The sequence below is a fragment of the Psychrobacter cibarius genome (assembly GCF_016107535.1).
Classification (GTDB): Bacteria; Pseudomonadota; Gammaproteobacteria; order Pseudomonadales; family Moraxellaceae; genus Psychrobacter; species Psychrobacter cibarius.
This window is the reverse complement of sequence record NZ_JABASQ010000013.1, coordinates 1-16,657: the sequence shown is the minus strand read 5'-3', so window position 1 is coordinate 16,657 and position 16,657 is coordinate 1. Positions and strand designations below refer to the sequence as shown.

Here is a 16,657-nt window from a genome sequence, read left to right as displayed (position 1 = left end):
CGGCATTTTAATAATAATAACCGCTGCTACTCTTAATGTGAGTGATATACGCTCGGCGCAATCAGCATCCTTAAAAAGGCGGCTATTTTAACAGCTTCTGGCTTTTAATGCAATTTACTTAGATTTTTTCTACTTTTTCAACCACTTCAACCAAAGTCCAAGACTTGGTTTTAGAGATTGGACGCGTTTCTTTGATGCGGACAAGGTCGCCTTGTTGGCAAACGTTATTCTCATCATGGGCTTTGATTTTTGTAGAACGACGAAGCTGCTTGCCATACAAAGGATGACGAACCAGACGCTCAATCAAAACTGTGATGGACTTGTCCATCTTGTCACTGACAACTCGTCCTGTCAATACGCTAGCATTAGCTGTTTGATTGTTATCGCTCATGAGTCGCCTCGTTGTTTCTCGTTAATCAAAGTCTGAAGCTGAGCAATCGCACGACGATTAACACGTACTTCATGGGTATTACCCAACTGACCAGTTGCTTTAGCCATACGAATACGGAAAGCATCAAGTTGCTTTTCATCAAGTAACTGAGTCAGTTCTTCTAATGATTTATCACGTAATTCACTGATCTTCATTACATTATCGTCCGCTTAACAATGGTAGTTTTAAAGGGCAGTTTTGCTGCAGCAAGCGTGAACGCTTCGCGAGCAAGTTCTTCTGAAACCCCTTCGAGTTCATATAGCACTTTACCAGGTTTGATTTCGCATACCCAATATTCTACAGGACCTTTACCTTTACCCATACGTACTTCTAGTGGTTTATTGGTAATTGGTTTGTCTGGGAATACACGAATCCAAATCTTACCACCACGCTTAATTTTACGAGTGATGGTACGACGTGCTGCTTCAATTTGACGGGCAGTCATACGACCACGAGTCAACGATTTTAGACCAATTTGTCCGAATGCAACGGTGCTTCCACGATGAGCTAGCCCAGTGTTACGACCTTTGTGCATTTTACGAAACTTGGTACGTTTTGGCTGTAACATAGTTTAACCTCTGTCTGTGTTTCGACGGTTTCCGTTTCCACGACCACGGCGTTTTGGCGCACGAGTCTGCTCTTCTTTAACGGGATTGTATACACTGTTCATACCGTCAAGGATTTCGCCACGGAAGATCCAAACTTTTACACCGATGGTGCCGTAAGTAGTTTCCGCACGTACTGACGAATAGTCGATATCAGCGCGTAGTGTATGCAATGGCACACGACCTTCACGGTACCATTCAGTACGAGCAATCTCAGCACCGCCAAGACGGCCAGACAGCTCAACTTTAATACCTTTAGCACCAGAACGCATGCTGTTCTGTACGGCGCGCTTCATAGCACGGCGGAACATAACACGACGCTCAAGCTGACTTGCGATACCTTCCGCTACTAAATGAGCATCAAGATCAGGCGAGGTGATTTCTTCAATGTTGACCTGAGCAGGTACGCCCATAATTTTGGTCAATTCTTTTTGAAGTCTTTCGATGTCTTCGCCTTTCTTACCGATAACGATACCAGGACGCGCAGTGGCGATGGTAATCTTAGCAGCACCTGTAGGACGCTCAATCATGATTTTGCTAATCATAGCACTATCAAGCTTTTTGCGCAGATATTCACGAACTTGAATGTCGTTGATTAGGTATTCTGAGTATTGTTTAGGGTTAGCATACCAGTTTGCGTTATGCTTCTTTACAACACCAAGACGAATTCCGATTGGATGTACTTTTTGACCCATAACTTATTCTCCTACCTTTATAGTGATGTGACAGGTACGCTTACTGATACGATCAGCGCGACCTTTAGCACGTGGTAGGATACGTTTTAGCGTAATGCCTTCATCAACGTAGATGGTTGATACTTTAAGGGTATCAATATCTAGACCGTTGTTGTGTTCGGCATTGGCGATGGCTGAGTTAAGACATTTCTTAACAAATACAGCGCCTTTTTTATTACTATACGTTAGGATATCCAAAGCACGCTCGATAGATTTGCCACGAACTTCATCGGCAACGAGTCTAACTTTTTGTGCCGATATGGCGGCACCGCGTAATTTTGCAGTTACTTCCATGGTAAGCACCTTATCTCTTAGCTTTTTTGTCAATGCCATGACCACGATACGTACGAGTCGGGGCAAATTCACCTAGTTTATGACCAACCATCTGTTCACTCACGATAACCGGTACATGAGTACGGCCATTGTGAACAGACAAGGTTAAGCCAACCATTTGTGGTAGGATCATCGAGCGGCGCGACCAAGTCTTAATTGGCTTGCGTGAGTTGGTGTCTAATGCATTCTCAACTTTAGCAAACAAATGCGCGTCTATGAATGGACCTTTTTTCAATGAACGAGGCATGAAATTCTTCCTTTATTTCTTCTTGGCGCGACGGCGGATGATCATATTGTCAGTACGCTTATTACTACGCGTTTTAAGTCCTTTAGACTTCTGACCCCAAGGGCTGGTTGGATGGCGACCTTTATTACGACCTTCACCACCACCATGTGGGTGATCAACCGGGTTCATAGCAACACCACGAACAGAAGGACGAACACCACGCCAACGTGAAGCACCGGCTTTACCAAGTGATTTCAAGTTGTTCTCAGTGTTAGAAACTTCACCAATAACGGCACGGCAGTTCACGTGTACACGGCGTGTTTCGCCAGAGCGCATACGTAGAATAGCATAAATACCTTCACGACCTAACAACTGAACGCTAGCACCCGCAGAACGAGCCATCTGTGCGCCTTTACCGATCTTAAGTTCGATATTATGGATCACAGTACCCAATGGGATGTTTTTTAGCGGTAAACAGTTACCTGGACGAATCGGTGATAGCTCACCTGACATTACTGTATCGCCAACTGCTTGTTTTTTAGCAGCAATGATATAGCGACGTTCGCCATCAGCGTACTTAAGTAAAGCAATGTGCGCAGTACGGTTAGGATCGTATTCAATACGCTCTACCGTAGCTGGGATATTGTCTTTAGTACGTTTGAAATCGATAATACGATAATGCTGCTTATGACCACCGCCAATATGACGAGTCGTTATGCGACCATTATTGTTACGACCACCAGTTTTACTTTTTGATTCGAGAAGCGCTGCAAACGGACGACCTTTATAAAGGTGTGGATGCACCACTTTTTCAACAAAACGACGGCCTGGTGATGTTGGCTTTGCTTTTACGATAGGCATGAGTGTAATCCTTATTCGTTGTTCGCTGTTTCACTAGTAGAAGCAGTCGTATTCGCGACCTCTTCACCAGCATCAGCCATTTGTACATCTTGACCAGCTTTTAAGGTAACGTAGGCTTTTTTGTAGTCATTACGACGGCCGATACTTTTACCAAAACGCTTTGTCTTACCTTTAACATTCAAAGTGTTTACTTTTAAAACTTCAACACCTTCAAACATCATCTCAACCGCTTTTTTGACTTCAAGCTTAGTAGCGTTAGAGTCAATTTTAAATACCTGCACACCAAGTGAGTCGCCAAGCATTTGAGATTTCTCTGAGAATACAGGTCCTCTTAGGATCTGATAAAGTCTTGCGTTATTCATGCTAGTGCTTCCTCAAATTGTTTCGCAGCTTCGACTGTCATGATCACTTTATCAAAAGCGATCAAGCTCACTGGATCCACTTCACTTGTATCAAGTACATTGACATGTGGGATGTTGCGAGCAGCTAAGTATAAGTTTTCGTCAACTTCTTTAGTGACGATTAATGCACGTGATGCATTTAACTCACCTAACTTTGCAATCAACTCTTTAGTCTTAGGTCCAGAAACGCTTAGCTCTTCGACCAAAATCAAACGCTCTTGGCGAATCAATTCAGCTAAGATACACTGCATAGCACCGCGATACATTTTACGGTTAACTTTCTGTGACCAATCCTGTGGTTTAGCCGCGAATGCACGACCACCAGAACGCCAGATTGGGCTACGAATAGAACCTGCACGAGCGCGACCAGTACCTTTTTGGCGCCATGGCTTAATGCCACCACCAGAAACTTCGGCACGGGTTTTTTGAGCGCGTGTACCTTGACGAGCACCAGCAAGATATGCGGTGACGACTTGATGCACTAATGCTTCGTTGAATTCACGACCGAAAGCCGTATCAGAAAGCTCAACTGCCGCCCCTGTAACTGTTTTTAAATCCACGTTAATCCCCTTGCTTAGGCTTTGACTGACGGACGTACGATGACATCGCCACCGGTGGCACCTGGGATAGCACCCTTGATGACAAGTAACCCTTTTTCAACATCAACCGATATCACTTCTAGGCCCTGAACGGTAACGCGTTTGTTACCCATCTGACCTGGCATTTTTTTGCCTTTGAAGACTTTACCTGGTGACTGGTTTTGACCAGTTGAACCAATGGCACGGTGAGATACTGAGTTACCATGAGTGGCATCTTGCATGCTGAAGTTGTGACGCTTCACGCCGCCTTGAAAGCCTTTACCTTTACTGTTACCTGTGACATCAACCATCTGACCTTGTTCGAACAAGTCAGCTAGGATCTCACCACCAATTTCACGACCTTCAAGATCGCTATCATTGGCACGAAATTCCCAAACACCACGACCAGCGGCAACGCCAGCTTTAGCGAAGTGACCTTTTTGAGCTGCTGCTACGCGGCTGTCACGACGGGTACCTGTGGTAACTTGGATGGCTTGATAGCCATCTACATCAGTATTTTTTACTTGAGTAATGCGATTAGCACTGATCTCAACCACTGTTACAGGGATAGATGCGCCTGCTTCAGTGAAGACACGGGTCATGCCGCATTTTTTACCGACTAAACCGATCGCCATTTTAGACCTCTTTATATCTTATATTAATGGGTTGGGTGTTTATGTGCATTAACCCAAAGCAATTTGAACGTCAACACCCGCCGCCAAGTCAAGCTTCATTAGCGCATCCACAGTTTTGTCGGTAGGTTGAACGATGTCAACCATACGCTTATGAGTACGGATTTCGTACTGATCACGAGCGTCTTTGTTTACGTGTGGTGAAGTTAGAACGTTGAAGCGCTCAATGCGAGTCGGCAACGGTACAGGACCACAAACTTGCGCACCGGTGCGCTTTGCAGTATCAACAATCTCTTGTGCAGATTGATCAATCAGACGATGATCAAAAGACTTAAGACGGATACGGATTCTCTGGTTAGCCATGCCAGCAAGCTCCTAATATGTGCTTTTGTCATTTTTGCTTTGCAAAGATATGATCAAAAGCCGTTTGGTTAAATATTCACTTAAAGCGGCCTTCTGTTCTAAACCAGAATGAGTTCTTTATCCGAACTTGTAGCGTGCCAAAAGCAAAATAGTTTAAAGCCCCGCCGACCCTTCCATTATAGGATGTCAGCAAAGGCATAATGAAATAGTGCTAGAAACGATGCTCTAGCTGTCATAGCGCCCGCTGTTTGATTGGCGGCGCATATATAATTCAGTGGTGTATATTATACATAGTATTTCAGTCATTGCAAGGGTAATATCTGTAGCGACTTATGATATTACCCTTTATAAACAGTAATATGTAAACAACCGTATCTGTGCTTAATAATCACGCTTATATGAATTGATAACTATGCACTGTTAATCTAAAGCTATGAAACATCAATCCAAAACAATGTCATATTGCTCTTGAGTATAGAGATTTTCGACATCAAAGGTAATCACTCTACCAAGTAAATACTCTAAATCTGCCACCGTGTCTGACTCTGAAGTAAGAAGTAAATCAATGACTGCGGCATGGGCAACGACCGTAAATTTCTTGGGAGAGTTATAAGTACGAGCACAACGCATGATTTCACGGAATATCTCAAAGCACACTGTCTCAGCCGTTTTGACAAAGCCGCGTCCTTGACAGGTCGAGCACGGCTCACATAGCTGCTGTCCAAGCGACTCACGCGTACGTTTACGCGTCATCTCTACTAACCCAAGCTCACTGACCTGAGTAATCTTAGTTTTGGCATAGTCTTGTACTAGCTGTGATTGCAGGCTCTCTAACACATCATCTTTATGCTGCTGTTCAAGCATGTCAATAAAGTCTAGGATGATAATACCGCCTAGATTACGCAAACGCAGCTGTCGGGCGATTGCATGAGTTGCCTCAAGATTGGTTTTATAAACCGTATCTTCTAACGAACGCCCGCCTACGAATGATCCCGTATTGACATCGATTGTGGTCATCGCTTCTGTTTGGTCGATAATGAGATAGCCACCTGATTTTAAATCTACGCGGCGTTTTAAAGCATCACGCAAATCATCTTCGACCCGATGAACATCAAACAAAGATGGCTCAGCGGTATAATGGACAATGCGGTCATAGACAAAAGGCACAAACTCTTTGGCAAAGGATCTGACTTGTTCGTAAATTTGTGCATTATCAATGATGACTTTTTCGGTATCCGCGTGTACCAAATCACGGATAGAGCGCAGCGGTAATGATAGCTCTTGATAAATAAGCTCAGAACTTTGATGTTGTTTCATCTCTTGGCGACGCGCGCAGATGGTACGCCACAGTTGCAATAGATAATAAATGTCTTCTTCAAGCTTATCGACAGGGACACGTTCAGCAGCGGTACGAGCGATGAGACCGCCTTTTAGATTGACCGTTTGCATCAGGCTACTAAGCTCAGTCTTCAAACGAGTTCGTTCTTCTTCGCCATCAATGCGTTGAGAGATACCAATGTGTTCGCTTGAGGGCAAATACACCAAATAGCGAGATGGCAAGGAGATATTGGTGGTCAAGCGAGCGCCTTTACTGCCCAACTGATCTTTGGTCACTTGCACTAAAATACGTTGGCTTTCATGCAAGCGATGTTGAATCAACGTTTTAGAAACAGGGATGACTTCGGTATTTTGTATACTAATCACCGGTGGCGTGACAGCCAAGTTATCAGTACTATTTTCTACCACAGCATCTTCTATATTGCTATCCAAGTTTTTATCGCTATTGTCAGCCGCTTTACTTTTATTTTCTGCTACTGGACGCGGCTCACGCTGCATATCATTGACGTGTAAAAATGCTGTCCGCGACTGCCCGATATCAACGAATGCTGCCTGCATACCAGGTAAAACGCGTACGACTGTACCCAGATAGATATTGCCGACCAGACCCAATTTATGATGACGTTCAATATAAATCTCGCCCAAGATGCCATTGTCTAAGACTGCGACACGGGATTCCATTGGACTAATATTAATCAGCAGCTCTTCGGACATAATGTTTTTCTCTTATCTCTCAGCTTTCTTGTTAGACGTTCATCGTCTATTATCTTTATAGTGTAACAAATGCAGCTGGCTCTCGCCCATTACTCTCGCGTGTTATTATGTGCAGCAGGTTGGAGTGACAACCAATCTCTGAGAGACCAATAATCTCTATGAGGTTCTGTTTCGCATTTTAATTGATACTAATATCTGTGACGTTTTTAATTAACGCCAGCGTTTGTGGAAGTGGTAAACCCACGACATTGGTATAGCTACCATTGATACGGCTGACCCAAATAGCACCCAAACCTTGTATACCATAACCACCCGCTTTATCAGCAGGCTCACCACTGTCCCAATAGTTACTCATCATCTCTGCAGTGAGCGCTATAAAGGTCACTTCGGTACGCTCAGTGATTCGTTGCTGATTAATGATTTGAAATACTGGCTCATGAGTTGAGCTGTTAGCCACTTTAGAAGATAATGATACATGCGTTGCTTGAACTGCTGTCCATACTTCATGGACATTATCAGACATCTGTTGCCACATGCTATAAGCGTGCTCACGATCGATTGGCTTGACCAGCACTGTTTGACCATCTGCCAGCACACCGATGGTATCAGACGTTAGAATGATAAGTGAGTCAGAAAAACAGCTTTTATCCGTTTTCAAGCGTGATGCTAGTTGCTGTATGGCAGCCTCAGCTTTAGTGGCGACCATGCGCTCGATATAGTCTGTAGGTGACTCATCATCATGCTTTGTTTCATCGACATCTACACTCAATGTGCTAAATTCTAGTTGTGCTCTTTCTAACAGCTCACGACGGCGCGGCGAACCAGAAGCTAAAACAATATCCATCGCTACTCTCTTTTTATCTGTATTTATCTACCTACTACCGAAAACTGCTGCCTGTTAGTGCATTAATATTAGTTAGTCATGATTAATAAACACCAGCGCTACAATCTTATTGGCTATCAGCAGAATTTTTCTTATGACACAAATTTACGCAAAGCCAGTAGTACCAATGGCCAGCTGATGATACTCATCAACAGTGATAAGGCAGATTGTGCGACAAAGACATTCTGGATAAACATCTGTAATATCCATAAACATAATTGAAAAACAACCAATCCTAAGATCGCTAATAACCATGCACTGATGGTATTTAGTTGCCTAATATAAATACTGGTTATTTTTATGAAGAAGGCGACTGCCACGGCGGCAAAGGCTTGCTGTCCCAAATGGGTATCCATGAGTAAGTCAGCAATGAGACCGATGGTAAATGCTGTAAAAATACCAACATAGCGTGGCTGAAATAACAACCAAAAAATCAGCACCATGATCATGACCATAGGGCGTAAGGTAGCCATACTAGGACTTAACGGATATACATTAAGCGATGACGCAATAACAAAACTTAGAATGATGGTAGCAATCAGTAGTACCGTTGCATTCTCAGAATCAGGATACGACATGGGTACTTACCTTAACGAATGTATTGATGGCTGCTGTTAAAGCATGAGTGGGCATTGATGGGATAAAAACCATGGCTAAAAATGTATCGACAAACAGACCAGTTAATAAATAGATGCCAGCCATTATCTGATTGGTGCTTACGTGTTTAGCGCCTAACTTCTTAACGGTCATTGAGAGTCATATTATTTTTATTCACCAGCTTATCTTGCAAGACTAATACATACGCATTATCGATAAAGTTCGCCGCTGGGGTCACTTCTATACTTCTAAAGTTATCGGCTTGAGTATCTTTAATATGGGCGATACGCCCGACACGATACCCTGCTGGAATACGCCCACCCAATCCTGATGACACCAGCTCATCACCCACACGCACGTCTGAGGTTTTGAATACATAATCAAGGCTTAATGAGGTTGGTATGCCTTGCCCTGTCACGATAGCGCGTTGACCTGTGCGCTTAACCGTAACCGCAACCGATTGCTGCTCATCAGTAATCAATAGTAGGCGACTGGTATTGGGATAGACATTAATAATCTGCCCTAAAATACCGTCCTCATCAATCACTGTTTGTCCAACTTGAACCCCGTCTTGAACGCCTTTATTGAGCACTACGATTTGTCTGAGTAAGTTGGTGTCTGTACCGATTACCTGTGCCAAATTAAGATCAAATTGTTCAGGCTTAGTCGTTGATAAAATACCTTGCAGGCGCGCATTTTGTGCCAAAATATAATCTTGCTGCTGCAACTTGGCTTGCGCATGGATAAGCTGAGACTTCAATTGCATGTTTTCGCGGCGCAGCGCTTCTTTAGACTGTAAGCTGCCACCTGCCCAATGCTTGGCATAACTCGGTAACAGTGATAGCTCATAAATAGGCTGCATAGCGGCATGACTGGTACTACGTACTGGATTAAACCATTCTGAATTTTTGCTATCGAACCACATCAGTATTAGAGCTGCTATTAATACAATGGCAGTCTTACGAAGTGCTAACGGCTGGCGCGCAAAAATACTTGGGGTCATAAGTCGTCTAACTCAGGAGTTATAAAATAAGCAGTAGCCAGTACTGGGTTCTAGTTGATTAATGCAATTAAAGGCAGCGCAACTGGCTACCTTTAATTTTATACTGTTTTGACCCACTATTTTTACGCAAGCTATCATCAAGCACGACGAAGATGATTTATCAATACCGCAGTGCTTAACTAAAGCAATCTAAACAAAAATCATGTTCAAGCTTTTGTTATTGATAAAATCAAGTGCAATACCACCGCCGCGGCTGACGCAAGTCAATGGATCTTCAGCAACGGTCACAGGTAGACCTGTCTCTCTTGAAATCAATTTGTCCAAATCACGCAACAGCGCACCGCCGCCCGTCAAGACAATACCACGCTCTGCGATATCTGATGACAGCTCAGGTGGCGTCTGCTCAAGTGCAGCTTTCACCGCGCTAACGATACCGCTCAGCGGATCACTCAGGGCTTTTTGTACTTCTTCTGAGTTGACAGTAAAGGTTTTTGGCACGCCTTCTGCCATGCTACGACCGCGAACTTCAACTTCTAGCTGACTGTCTTCATTCAAAGCAGAGCCAACTTCGTGCTTAATACGCTCAGCTGTCGTCTCACCAATCACGCAACCATGGGTACGGCGCACATGGGTGATAATCGCGTCATCAAACATATCGCCACCGATACGAATCGACTCAGCATAAACGCAACCAGATAACGCGATAACGGCAATCTCCGTCGTGCCGCCACCAATATCAACCACCATCGAACCGCTGGCTTCATGAACTGGCAAGCCTGCACCGATGGCAGCAGCCATTGGCTCTTCTAACAATAGTACTTTACTCGCACCTGCCGAAGATACCGCTTCACGAATCGCTTTACGCTCAACCAGAGTAGACTTACAAGGCACACAAACCACCACGTTAGGCTGCGCCATAAAACGCTTGGCTTTTACCTTCGTGATGAAATGCTTGAGCATTTTTTGCGTCACTTCAAAGTCAGCAATCACGCCGTCTTTTAATGGGCGAATCGCTGTAATATTGGCAGGTGTACGACCAAGCATCTGCTTGGCATCAATACCAACAGCCGCAACGGTAGGGTTTTGTGTACGATTACTTCGTAACGCAACCACCGTAGGCTCGTCAAGTACGACGCCTTTATTAGGAATAAAAATGAGAGTGTTCGCAGTACCGAGGTCGATAGCGATATTATTTGATAAAAATCCAAACAGGTTCATGACTAATATTTCCAGCGTATTACAAATGAGGCGAATGAGGCGAATGAGATTGACTGAGGCGTTACTCGTCAGCGTTGAGCAGGTCGTCGTTAGACATCACTTATGGCGAAATTTGAACCTCGCAACAAGTCAAACCTAAACAATAATGATGCAATGGAAAAACTGAGCTAAATTATACCGATTTGGCTCAAAAAAAACACAGATATTTGCATCAGTAAGTCAGGATTTTGGTCTTAAACGCTAAAAGTTGTTACAAAGTTTAAAATAGCAGTAAATACCATTCGACTTAATGAAACATCATTTAATTCAATAACTAACAAGGCTCTACAGGCAAACGATAATTTTGCTTAGCAGCACAGGTGCATACTGTAACGTATTTCAGAACGTAATGGGTAAGCAATTGAGAATCAATCGTGAATTATACAGTCAATTTTGCAAATCATGCCATCTTGGTTGATATTGTGCATCAATCAAGCGTCATGCTCTGTAAACTTAAGCCAGATGCTTTATAATAAAGCCACTATATATACATCTTAAGATAAACCCCTTGTTTTAGTTTGTGTTAATAATTATCTATATCTAATGCTTGTCTATTTTAGCCGCATTCTACTCTAACAAAAACTGTCCTTCACTGGAGAAACTATGTCACAGCAACCAGCAACGTCTGACAGCAACGTCAGCCGTGAAGAAATCCTAGAAGTTGCCAACCTTGCACGTTTGGGTGTCGATGAAAGCACAGCCGATAGCTATGCCGACGATATTAGTAAAGTATTAAAACTTATGAATACGCTATCTAACGTGGATACCACAGGCATCAAACCCTTAGCAAACATTCATGAAGCTTGCCAAGAATTGCGGGCTGATGTGGCCAAACACGATATCAACCGCGCGCGCAATCAGTCAGTCGCCCCAGCTGTTGAAGATGGCTTATATTTGGTTCCACAAGTGATTGAATAAGCAGCGCGCTGCTTTAATCGCTACCCTATTTTACTTTATGCTATTCACATTTTGACGGACGACACCTTATGTCAGAACTTCATTTATTAAGTACCCAGCAGCTTATTACGGGCTTGCAAGACAAACAATTTAGCAGCCTTGAGCTGACAGAACACTACATCAAACGTATAGACGCGCTAGACAATAAGATTAACAGCTTTATCACTCATACTTCTGAGACAGCACGCGCGCAAGCAAAGGCAGCTGACGAGATGCGCGCGCAAGGTGACAAACGTCCATTACTTGGCGTACCGATGGCGCACAAAGACATCTTTTGTACTCAAGGTGTACTGACGACTTGTGGCTCTAAGATGCTGCATAACTTTATCTCACCTTATGATGCTACCATCGTTTCTAACATCGACAAAGCAGGCATGATTAGCTTGGGCAAGCTCAATATGGATGAGTTTGCGATGGGCTCAGACAACAGTAGCTCTTACTATGGCACTGTGCAGAACCCTTGGAACCTAGAGCGCGTCCCTGGTGGTTCATCAGGTGGTAGTGCTGCCGCCGTTGCCGCAGGTTTTGTCCCAGTCGCAACGGGTAGTGATACTGGCGGCTCTATTCGTCAGCCTGCCTCATTTTGTGGACTAACCGGTATCAAGCCAACCTATGGTCGCGTCTCTCGCTTTGGTATGATTGCCTATGCCTCAAGTCTGGATCAAGCTGGTAGCATGGGTCGCAGCGCTAAAGATTGTGCCTATCTGTTACAGCCAATGATTGGTCACGATCCACGCGATGCGACTTCTATCAAATACGATATGCCTGACTACGTACAAGACATCAATGATGCAGAAGCCGCGGCTGGTGATAAGCCATTTGCTGGCTTGCGCATTGGTGTGGCAAAAGAATACTTTAGTGCGGGACTAGACGCTGAGGTAGAAACAGCCGTACGTGCTGCTCTGAAAAAATATGAAGAGCTGGGTGCGACGATTGTCGAAGTGAACATTACTGATCCTGAAATCACGCTTGCTACTTACTATATGCTAGCACCTGCAGAAGCCTCATCTAACTTGTCACGTTTCGACGGCGTACGTTTTGGCTATCGCTGTGAGAATCCAACCGATCTGCTCGATCTATACACGCGTTCACGCTCTGAAGGCTTTGGTCCTGAAGTACAGCGCCGTATTTTGACCGGCACTTATGCGCTATCGGCTGGCTACTTCGATGCGTACTATACTAAAGCACAGAAGATTCGCCGCTTAATCGTCAAAGACTTCGATGAAGCGTTTGCTAGCTGTGATGTGATTGCTAGCCCAACAGCACCAACCGCTGCTTACAAGCTTACTGACAACCTTGATCCTGCGACCATGTACTTGGGTGACGTTTATACCATCGCTGTTAACTTAGCGGGTCTACCTGCGGTTAGCCAGCCAGTTGGTCTAACCTCAGAAGGTTTGCCTGTTGGCTTACAGTTAATCGGTCAACATTGGCAAGAGAGCCAATTACTCACGACTGCTCACTTATTCCAGCAGCATACAGATCATCATCTACAACACTCTGCCATCGCGAAGGAGACGGTATAATGAGTACAGCTATTACTGATAACAATGCCGTCCGTGAACACGCCGTACGTAAAGAGCTTTTCGTCGATGGTTATGAAGTGGTCATCGGCATTGAGATTCACTGCCAGCTAAATACGGAGAGTAAAATATTCTCAAGTGCGCCAACTGATTTTGGTCATGAGCCAAACAGCCAAGCCAGCATTGTAGACTTAGGTCTGCCTGGTGTATTGCCAGTGCTAAATGCTGGCGTGGTCAATCGTGCCTTAAAATTCGGTATCGGCGTCAACGCTGAGTTGGGTCTATTTAATACGTTTGACCGTAAAAACTACTTCTATCCAGATTTGCCTAAAGGCTATCAAATCACCCAGATGGCCAACCCTATCGTTGGCGAAGGCTATATCGATGTCGTGGTCAATGAAGGGGATAAGAACGAATATCCCAAACGTATGGGTATCACTCGTGCGCATTTAGAAGAAGACGCTGGCAAGTCAGTACACGACGCCGTCGATGGTATGACTGGTGTGGATTTGAACCGTGCTGGTACGCCATTAATCGAAATCGTCTCTGAGCCAGACATGCGCTCTGCTCACGAAGCACTTGCCTACATCAAAGCCATTCATCAGCTGGTCACGTGGCTTGATATCTCAGACGCAGTGATGGCAGAAGGCTCATTCCGCTGTGATTGTAACGTCTCTATCCGTAAGCCTGGTGCTGAATTGGGTACACGTACTGAGCTGAAAAACCTCAACTCGTTCCGCTTTATTGAGCGTGCCATCAATCGTGAAATCGAGCGTCAGATCGATATCTTAGAAGACGGTGGCAAAGTCGTTCAAGCGACAATGCTTTATGATCCAGAGCGTGATGAAACTCGTGTGATGCGTACCAAAGAAGATGCCAACGATTATCGCTATTTCCCTGACCCTGACTTGCTACCTGTGCGTATCGAACAGCATACGGTTGATAGCATTCGTGCAGCAATGCCGGAGCTACCAGTTGCTCGTCGTGCGCGTTTTGAAAAAGCGCTTGGTCTATCAGAATACGATGCACGTATCTTGACTGGCAGTCGTCAAATTGCCGATTACTTTGAAGCTGTGGTCGCAGAAATTGGGCAAGCAGATGCCAAAATGGCTGGCAATTGGGTGATGGGTGACCTACTCGGTGCGCTAAATAAAGATGATAAAGAAATTACTGACTCCCCTATCAGCGCCAAGCAATTGGCTGGTATGCTAGCCCGAATCAAAGACGATACGCTATCTGGCAAATTGGCTAAGAAAGTCTTTAGCGCCCTATACGAGCGCGAAGGCGGTGATGCTGATGATGCCGCTGATAAAATCATCGAAGAAAAAGGTCTTAAGCAAGAAACCGATACGGGCGCTATCAAAGCCATCGTTGAAGAAGTCATCGCTAAGAATGCAGCCATGGTTGAAGAATATCGTGGCGGTAAAGAAAAAGCCTTTAACGGTCTGGTCGGTCAAGTCATGAAAGCCAGCCGCGGTAGTGCCAACCCGCAGCAAGTGAACCAAATCTTAAGAGAGCTTTTGGGTTAAGTAAGGCAAGCTACTGGTTGGTTCAGCTGACTGTAATAGGCAAAATAATGTGATAGATTTTGGCTACTATAAATAGCCCTTGCAATATGCATAATTTTGCGTAAAATAGTCAGTCATTCGGGGCGTAGCGCAGTCTGGTAGCGCACTACACTGGGGGTGTAGTGGTCGCAGGTTCAAATCCTGCCGTTCCGACCAAGAAATACTAAATAACTCAACGGCTTAGGTCGTTGAGTTATTTTTTTGGCAAAAATTAACATTGTATGCCAAAGTTATTCATGACTGGATGAAGCAGCTCGGCATTACATAAATTACCAATCATAAATGTCGCTGTTATTCCGATAATCAACAAGCCGATTACCCACATTGGCAATGTGAGCGACCAATTAGTTAAGCTTTGACTCTCGCAATTTCTACACCGCCAATCATTCTTTCTAAGCCTAGTTCCACAATCTGGGCACCGCTTATGATTAATAAACATCTCACTTCCTTCCAACCCTATTATTTTTACGCTTTATAAAACCTACATACTGCTATACTACGAGCAGACCTCTTTGTTTAAAACCACTGTTTCTACTAGATTATCTTGATTGTCATAACTTGATAGCTTAACCACAACATTATTAGCTGCTTGATATTTTGCACTATAAAAACTCTGACAAAGTTCATCAACACCTAATTCTTGAAGGCTAGGCTCCATATTCTTAACTGCTATTGAGCTTGAATATAAGTTCATTTTCCAGCTCATCAGGTAATTTTTATCTCCCAGATTAAACTCAGGTTGCTCGTTATTGATTTTTTCATTAGCCACTCGATCCATTGAATCAAAAAAAATAGATGCAGTGTTTAAGTCTACATAATGGTAGTCGTCATCTACGACCTCAAAATCTTCAAAAAACTGATCCATCATACTGAATACTTCAGCATTAGCATTAACTGTTATTCCTATTGATATAACTGCGACTAGCCATTTGTTCATAATATACTACCTATCATAATCAACATCTTTATTTCTTCAAACAATTCGAACTGTTTCTTGATTTTATCATATGTATAACTGCTTTTTTTCTCAGAACTTGATACTTCATAAATACCGTTTATTTTCTCAATTTGATAGGAGCCATGCACTATTAATTGCTTGTCAAATACCTTTTAAGATAGGTTTTTATCATAGCCAAAGTTATTACCATAGACATAGACGCACAGGCAGCGACAAGTAGTGGAATTGTCATGCATGAAGTATGGTATAGATGGTTATTTATCATAGGTTATCATCTTAGTTTTAATAGTAAGGCATTATTGAGAAGCGCTATTCAACTTAATTTTTATATGATGAATATCATGCTTTTGAACCGCCCCGGGATTGTCGGAGACTCAACATTCTGAGAGAATATGACAATGAAAAGACAAACCTACACTCCTGAGATTAAAGAACGCGCCGTTCGCATGCTGATTGAAGCGTCGAGCGACTATCCTTCCACATGGTCAGCCATTCAAGCCATAGCGTCAAAGATTGGCTGTACACCTGAGACACTGCGATCTTGGCATAAAAAGCACATTGATCAAACCATTCCTGCCTCAGTGCAGGCTCAAAGTGACAAAGAGCGCATCAAAGAACTTGAACGAGAGAATAGAGAACTCAAGCAAGCCAATGAGATTATACGTAAGGCTGCTGCTTTTTTCGCCCAGGCGGAGC

General features: G+C 43.8%; 21 protein-coding genes and 1 tRNA gene. 5 read left to right on the top strand and 17 right to left on the bottom strand.

Annotated features, from left to right (window positions below; translation table 11 throughout):
* Positions 1-118: 118 nt before the first annotated feature.
* The 16 genes from rpsQ to JFC08_RS08665 all read right to left on the bottom strand — a co-directional run bounded on the left by rpsQ (position 119) and on the right by JFC08_RS08665 (position 10,925).
* Positions 119-391, bottom strand: a complete 273-nt coding sequence (gene rpsQ, locus JFC08_RS08740; protein WP_045446623.1) for a 30S ribosomal protein S17 — start codon at positions 389-391, stop codon at positions 119-121.
* Complete coding sequence (gene rpmC, locus JFC08_RS08735; RefSeq protein WP_011279794.1) at positions 388-585, bottom strand: 50S ribosomal protein L29; 198 nt, start codon at positions 583-585, stop codon at positions 388-390. The genes rpsQ and rpmC overlap by 4 nt, the downstream gene beginning before the upstream one ends.
* A complete protein-coding gene (gene rplP / locus JFC08_RS08730; RefSeq protein WP_055125273.1) occupies positions 585-998 on the bottom strand; it encodes a 50S ribosomal protein L16 in 414 nt (137 codons plus the stop codon). The genes rpmC and rplP overlap by 1 nt, the downstream gene beginning before the upstream one ends.
* Before the next feature lie 3 nt (positions 999-1,001).
* Positions 1,002-1,730 (bottom strand): 30S ribosomal protein S3, encoded by a 729-nt coding sequence (gene rpsC, locus JFC08_RS08725; protein WP_045446618.1) that lies wholly within the window; start codon positions 1,728-1,730, stop codon positions 1,002-1,004.
* 3 nt (positions 1,731-1,733) lie between these two features.
* Positions 1,734-2,063, bottom strand: coding sequence for a 50S ribosomal protein L22 (gene rplV / locus JFC08_RS08720; protein ID WP_045446615.1), 330 nt, complete (start codon positions 2,061-2,063; stop codon positions 1,734-1,736).
* Positions 2,064-2,073: 10 nt separating this feature from the next.
* The gene (gene rpsS, locus JFC08_RS08715) at positions 2,074-2,349 is read right to left on the bottom strand and encodes a 30S ribosomal protein S19 (RefSeq protein ID WP_010196682.1); all 276 of its coding nucleotides are present in this window, start codon (positions 2,347-2,349) and stop codon (positions 2,074-2,076) included.
* Positions 2,350-2,361: 12 nt separating this feature from the next.
* Positions 2,362-3,189, bottom strand: coding sequence for a 50S ribosomal protein L2 (gene rplB / locus JFC08_RS08710; RefSeq protein WP_055125272.1), 828 nt, complete (start codon positions 3,187-3,189; stop codon positions 2,362-2,364).
* An 11-nt stretch (positions 3,190-3,200) separates the two neighbouring features.
* Complete coding sequence (rplW, locus tag JFC08_RS08705; protein ID WP_010196677.1) at positions 3,201-3,551, bottom strand: 50S ribosomal protein L23; 351 nt, start codon at positions 3,549-3,551, stop codon at positions 3,201-3,203.
* Complete coding sequence (gene rplD / locus JFC08_RS08700; RefSeq protein WP_198330437.1) at positions 3,548-4,150, bottom strand: 50S ribosomal protein L4; 603 nt, start codon at positions 4,148-4,150, stop codon at positions 3,548-3,550. The genes rplW and rplD overlap by 4 nt, the downstream gene beginning before the upstream one ends.
* 14 nt (positions 4,151-4,164) lie before the next feature.
* Positions 4,165-4,803, bottom strand: coding sequence for a 50S ribosomal protein L3 (rplC, locus tag JFC08_RS08695; RefSeq protein ID WP_055125271.1), 639 nt, complete (start codon positions 4,801-4,803; stop codon positions 4,165-4,167).
* 48 nt (positions 4,804-4,851) lie between these two features.
* Positions 4,852-5,163: a 30S ribosomal protein S10 gene (gene rpsJ / locus JFC08_RS08690; RefSeq protein WP_010196670.1), complete on the bottom strand. Its 312-nt coding sequence runs from the start codon at positions 5,161-5,163 to the stop codon at positions 4,852-4,854.
* Between the two features lie 441 nt (positions 5,164-5,604).
* Positions 5,605-7,215 (bottom strand): Rne/Rng family ribonuclease, encoded by a 1,611-nt coding sequence (locus tag JFC08_RS08685; RefSeq protein WP_055125270.1) that lies wholly within the window; start codon positions 7,213-7,215, stop codon positions 5,605-5,607.
* A gap of 178 nt (positions 7,216-7,393) precedes the next feature.
* Positions 7,394-8,059 (bottom strand): Maf family protein, encoded by a 666-nt coding sequence (locus JFC08_RS08680; protein ID WP_198330436.1) that lies wholly within the window; start codon positions 8,057-8,059, stop codon positions 7,394-7,396.
* Between the two features lie 131 nt (positions 8,060-8,190).
* Complete coding sequence (gene mreD / locus JFC08_RS08675; protein WP_198330435.1) at positions 8,191-8,676, bottom strand: rod shape-determining protein MreD; 486 nt, start codon at positions 8,674-8,676, stop codon at positions 8,191-8,193.
* Between the two features lie 161 nt (positions 8,677-8,837).
* The gene (mreC, locus tag JFC08_RS08670) at positions 8,838-9,698 is read right to left on the bottom strand and encodes a rod shape-determining protein MreC (protein WP_087814671.1); all 861 of its coding nucleotides are present in this window, start codon (positions 9,696-9,698) and stop codon (positions 8,838-8,840) included.
* 189 nt (positions 9,699-9,887) lie between these two features.
* Complete coding sequence (locus tag JFC08_RS08665) at positions 9,888-10,925, bottom strand: rod shape-determining protein (RefSeq protein WP_055125266.1); 1,038 nt, start codon at positions 10,923-10,925, stop codon at positions 9,888-9,890.
* A 633-nt stretch (positions 10,926-11,558) separates the two neighbouring features.
* Here JFC08_RS08665 and gatC point away from each other — a divergent pair.
* The 4 genes from gatC to JFC08_RS08645 all read left to right on the top strand — a co-directional run bounded on the left by gatC (position 11,559) and on the right by JFC08_RS08645 (position 15,159).
* Positions 11,559-11,873, top strand: coding sequence for an Asp-tRNA(Asn)/Glu-tRNA(Gln) amidotransferase subunit GatC (gene gatC / locus JFC08_RS08660; protein WP_045446594.1), 315 nt, complete (start codon positions 11,559-11,561; stop codon positions 11,871-11,873).
* Between the two features lie 68 nt (positions 11,874-11,941).
* A complete protein-coding gene (gene gatA, locus JFC08_RS08655) occupies positions 11,942-13,438 on the top strand; it encodes an Asp-tRNA(Asn)/Glu-tRNA(Gln) amidotransferase subunit GatA (RefSeq protein WP_198330434.1) in 1,497 nt (498 codons plus the stop codon).
* Positions 13,438-14,964 (top strand): Asp-tRNA(Asn)/Glu-tRNA(Gln) amidotransferase subunit GatB, encoded by a 1,527-nt coding sequence (gatB, locus tag JFC08_RS08650; RefSeq protein WP_198330433.1) that lies wholly within the window; start codon positions 13,438-13,440, stop codon positions 14,962-14,964. The genes gatA and gatB overlap by 1 nt, the downstream gene beginning before the upstream one ends.
* Before the next feature lie 118 nt (positions 14,965-15,082).
* A tRNA-Pro gene (locus JFC08_RS08645) sits at positions 15,083-15,159 on the top strand.
* A 340-nt stretch (positions 15,160-15,499) separates the two neighbouring features.
* Here JFC08_RS08645 and JFC08_RS08640 read toward each other — a convergent pair.
* Complete coding sequence (locus JFC08_RS08640) at positions 15,500-15,940, bottom strand: hypothetical protein (RefSeq protein ID WP_025652175.1); 441 nt, start codon at positions 15,938-15,940, stop codon at positions 15,500-15,502.
* Between the two features lie 419 nt (positions 15,941-16,359).
* Between JFC08_RS08640 and JFC08_RS08635 the strand changes: the two genes are divergently transcribed.
* Positions 16,360-16,657 (top strand): transposase (locus JFC08_RS08635; protein ID WP_198330432.1); only part of this gene is annotated, 298 nt, incomplete at its 3' end.

Bases quoted from the DNA above. Each gene is read 5' to 3' on its own strand.
- mreC (WP_087814671.1), bottom strand. From the start codon at position 9,698: ATGACCCCAAGTATTTTTGCGCGCCAGCCGTTAGCACTTCGTAAGACT.
- JFC08_RS08680 (WP_198330436.1), bottom strand. From the start codon at position 8,059: ATGGATATTGTTTTAGCTTCTGGTTCGCCGCGCCGTCGTGAGCTGTTA.
- mreD (WP_198330435.1), bottom strand. From the start codon at position 8,676: ATGTCGTATCCTGATTCTGAGAATGCAACGGTACTACTGATTGCTACC.
- rpsS (WP_010196682.1), bottom strand. From the start codon at position 2,349: ATGCCTCGTTCATTGAAAAAAGGTCCATTCATAGACGCGCATTTGTTT.
- gatA (WP_198330434.1), top strand. From the start codon at position 11,942: ATGTCAGAACTTCATTTATTAAGTACCCAGCAGCTTATTACGGGCTTG.
- rplC (WP_055125271.1), bottom strand. From the start codon at position 4,803: ATGGCGATCGGTTTAGTCGGTAAAAAATGCGGCATGACCCGTGTCTTC.
- rpsJ (WP_010196670.1), bottom strand. From the start codon at position 5,163: ATGGCTAACCAGAGAATCCGTATCCGTCTTAAGTCTTTTGATCATCGT.
- gatB (WP_198330433.1), top strand. From the start codon at position 13,438: ATGAGTACAGCTATTACTGATAACAATGCCGTCCGTGAACACGCCGTA.
- rpmC (WP_011279794.1), bottom strand. From the start codon at position 585: ATGAAGATCAGTGAATTACGTGATAAATCATTAGAAGAACTGACTCAG.
- rpsQ (WP_045446623.1), bottom strand. From the start codon at position 391: ATGAGCGATAACAATCAAACAGCTAATGCTAGCGTATTGACAGGACGA.
- rpsC (WP_045446618.1), bottom strand. From the start codon at position 1,730: ATGGGTCAAAAAGTACATCCAATCGGAATTCGTCTTGGTGTTGTAAAG.
- gatC (WP_045446594.1), top strand. From the start codon at position 11,559: ATGTCACAGCAACCAGCAACGTCTGACAGCAACGTCAGCCGTGAAGAA.
- JFC08_RS08640 (WP_025652175.1), bottom strand. From the start codon at position 15,940: ATGAACAAATGGCTAGTCGCAGTTATATCAATAGGAATAACAGTTAAT.
- rplW (WP_010196677.1), bottom strand. From the start codon at position 3,551: ATGAATAACGCAAGACTTTATCAGATCCTAAGAGGACCTGTATTCTCA.
- JFC08_RS08685 (WP_055125270.1), bottom strand. From the start codon at position 7,215: ATGTCCGAAGAGCTGCTGATTAATATTAGTCCAATGGAATCCCGTGTC.
- rplV (WP_045446615.1), bottom strand. From the start codon at position 2,063: ATGGAAGTAACTGCAAAATTACGCGGTGCCGCCATATCGGCACAAAAA.
- rplB (WP_055125272.1), bottom strand. From the start codon at position 3,189: ATGCCTATCGTAAAAGCAAAGCCAACATCACCAGGCCGTCGTTTTGTT.
- rplP (WP_055125273.1), bottom strand. From the start codon at position 998: ATGTTACAGCCAAAACGTACCAAGTTTCGTAAAATGCACAAAGGTCGT.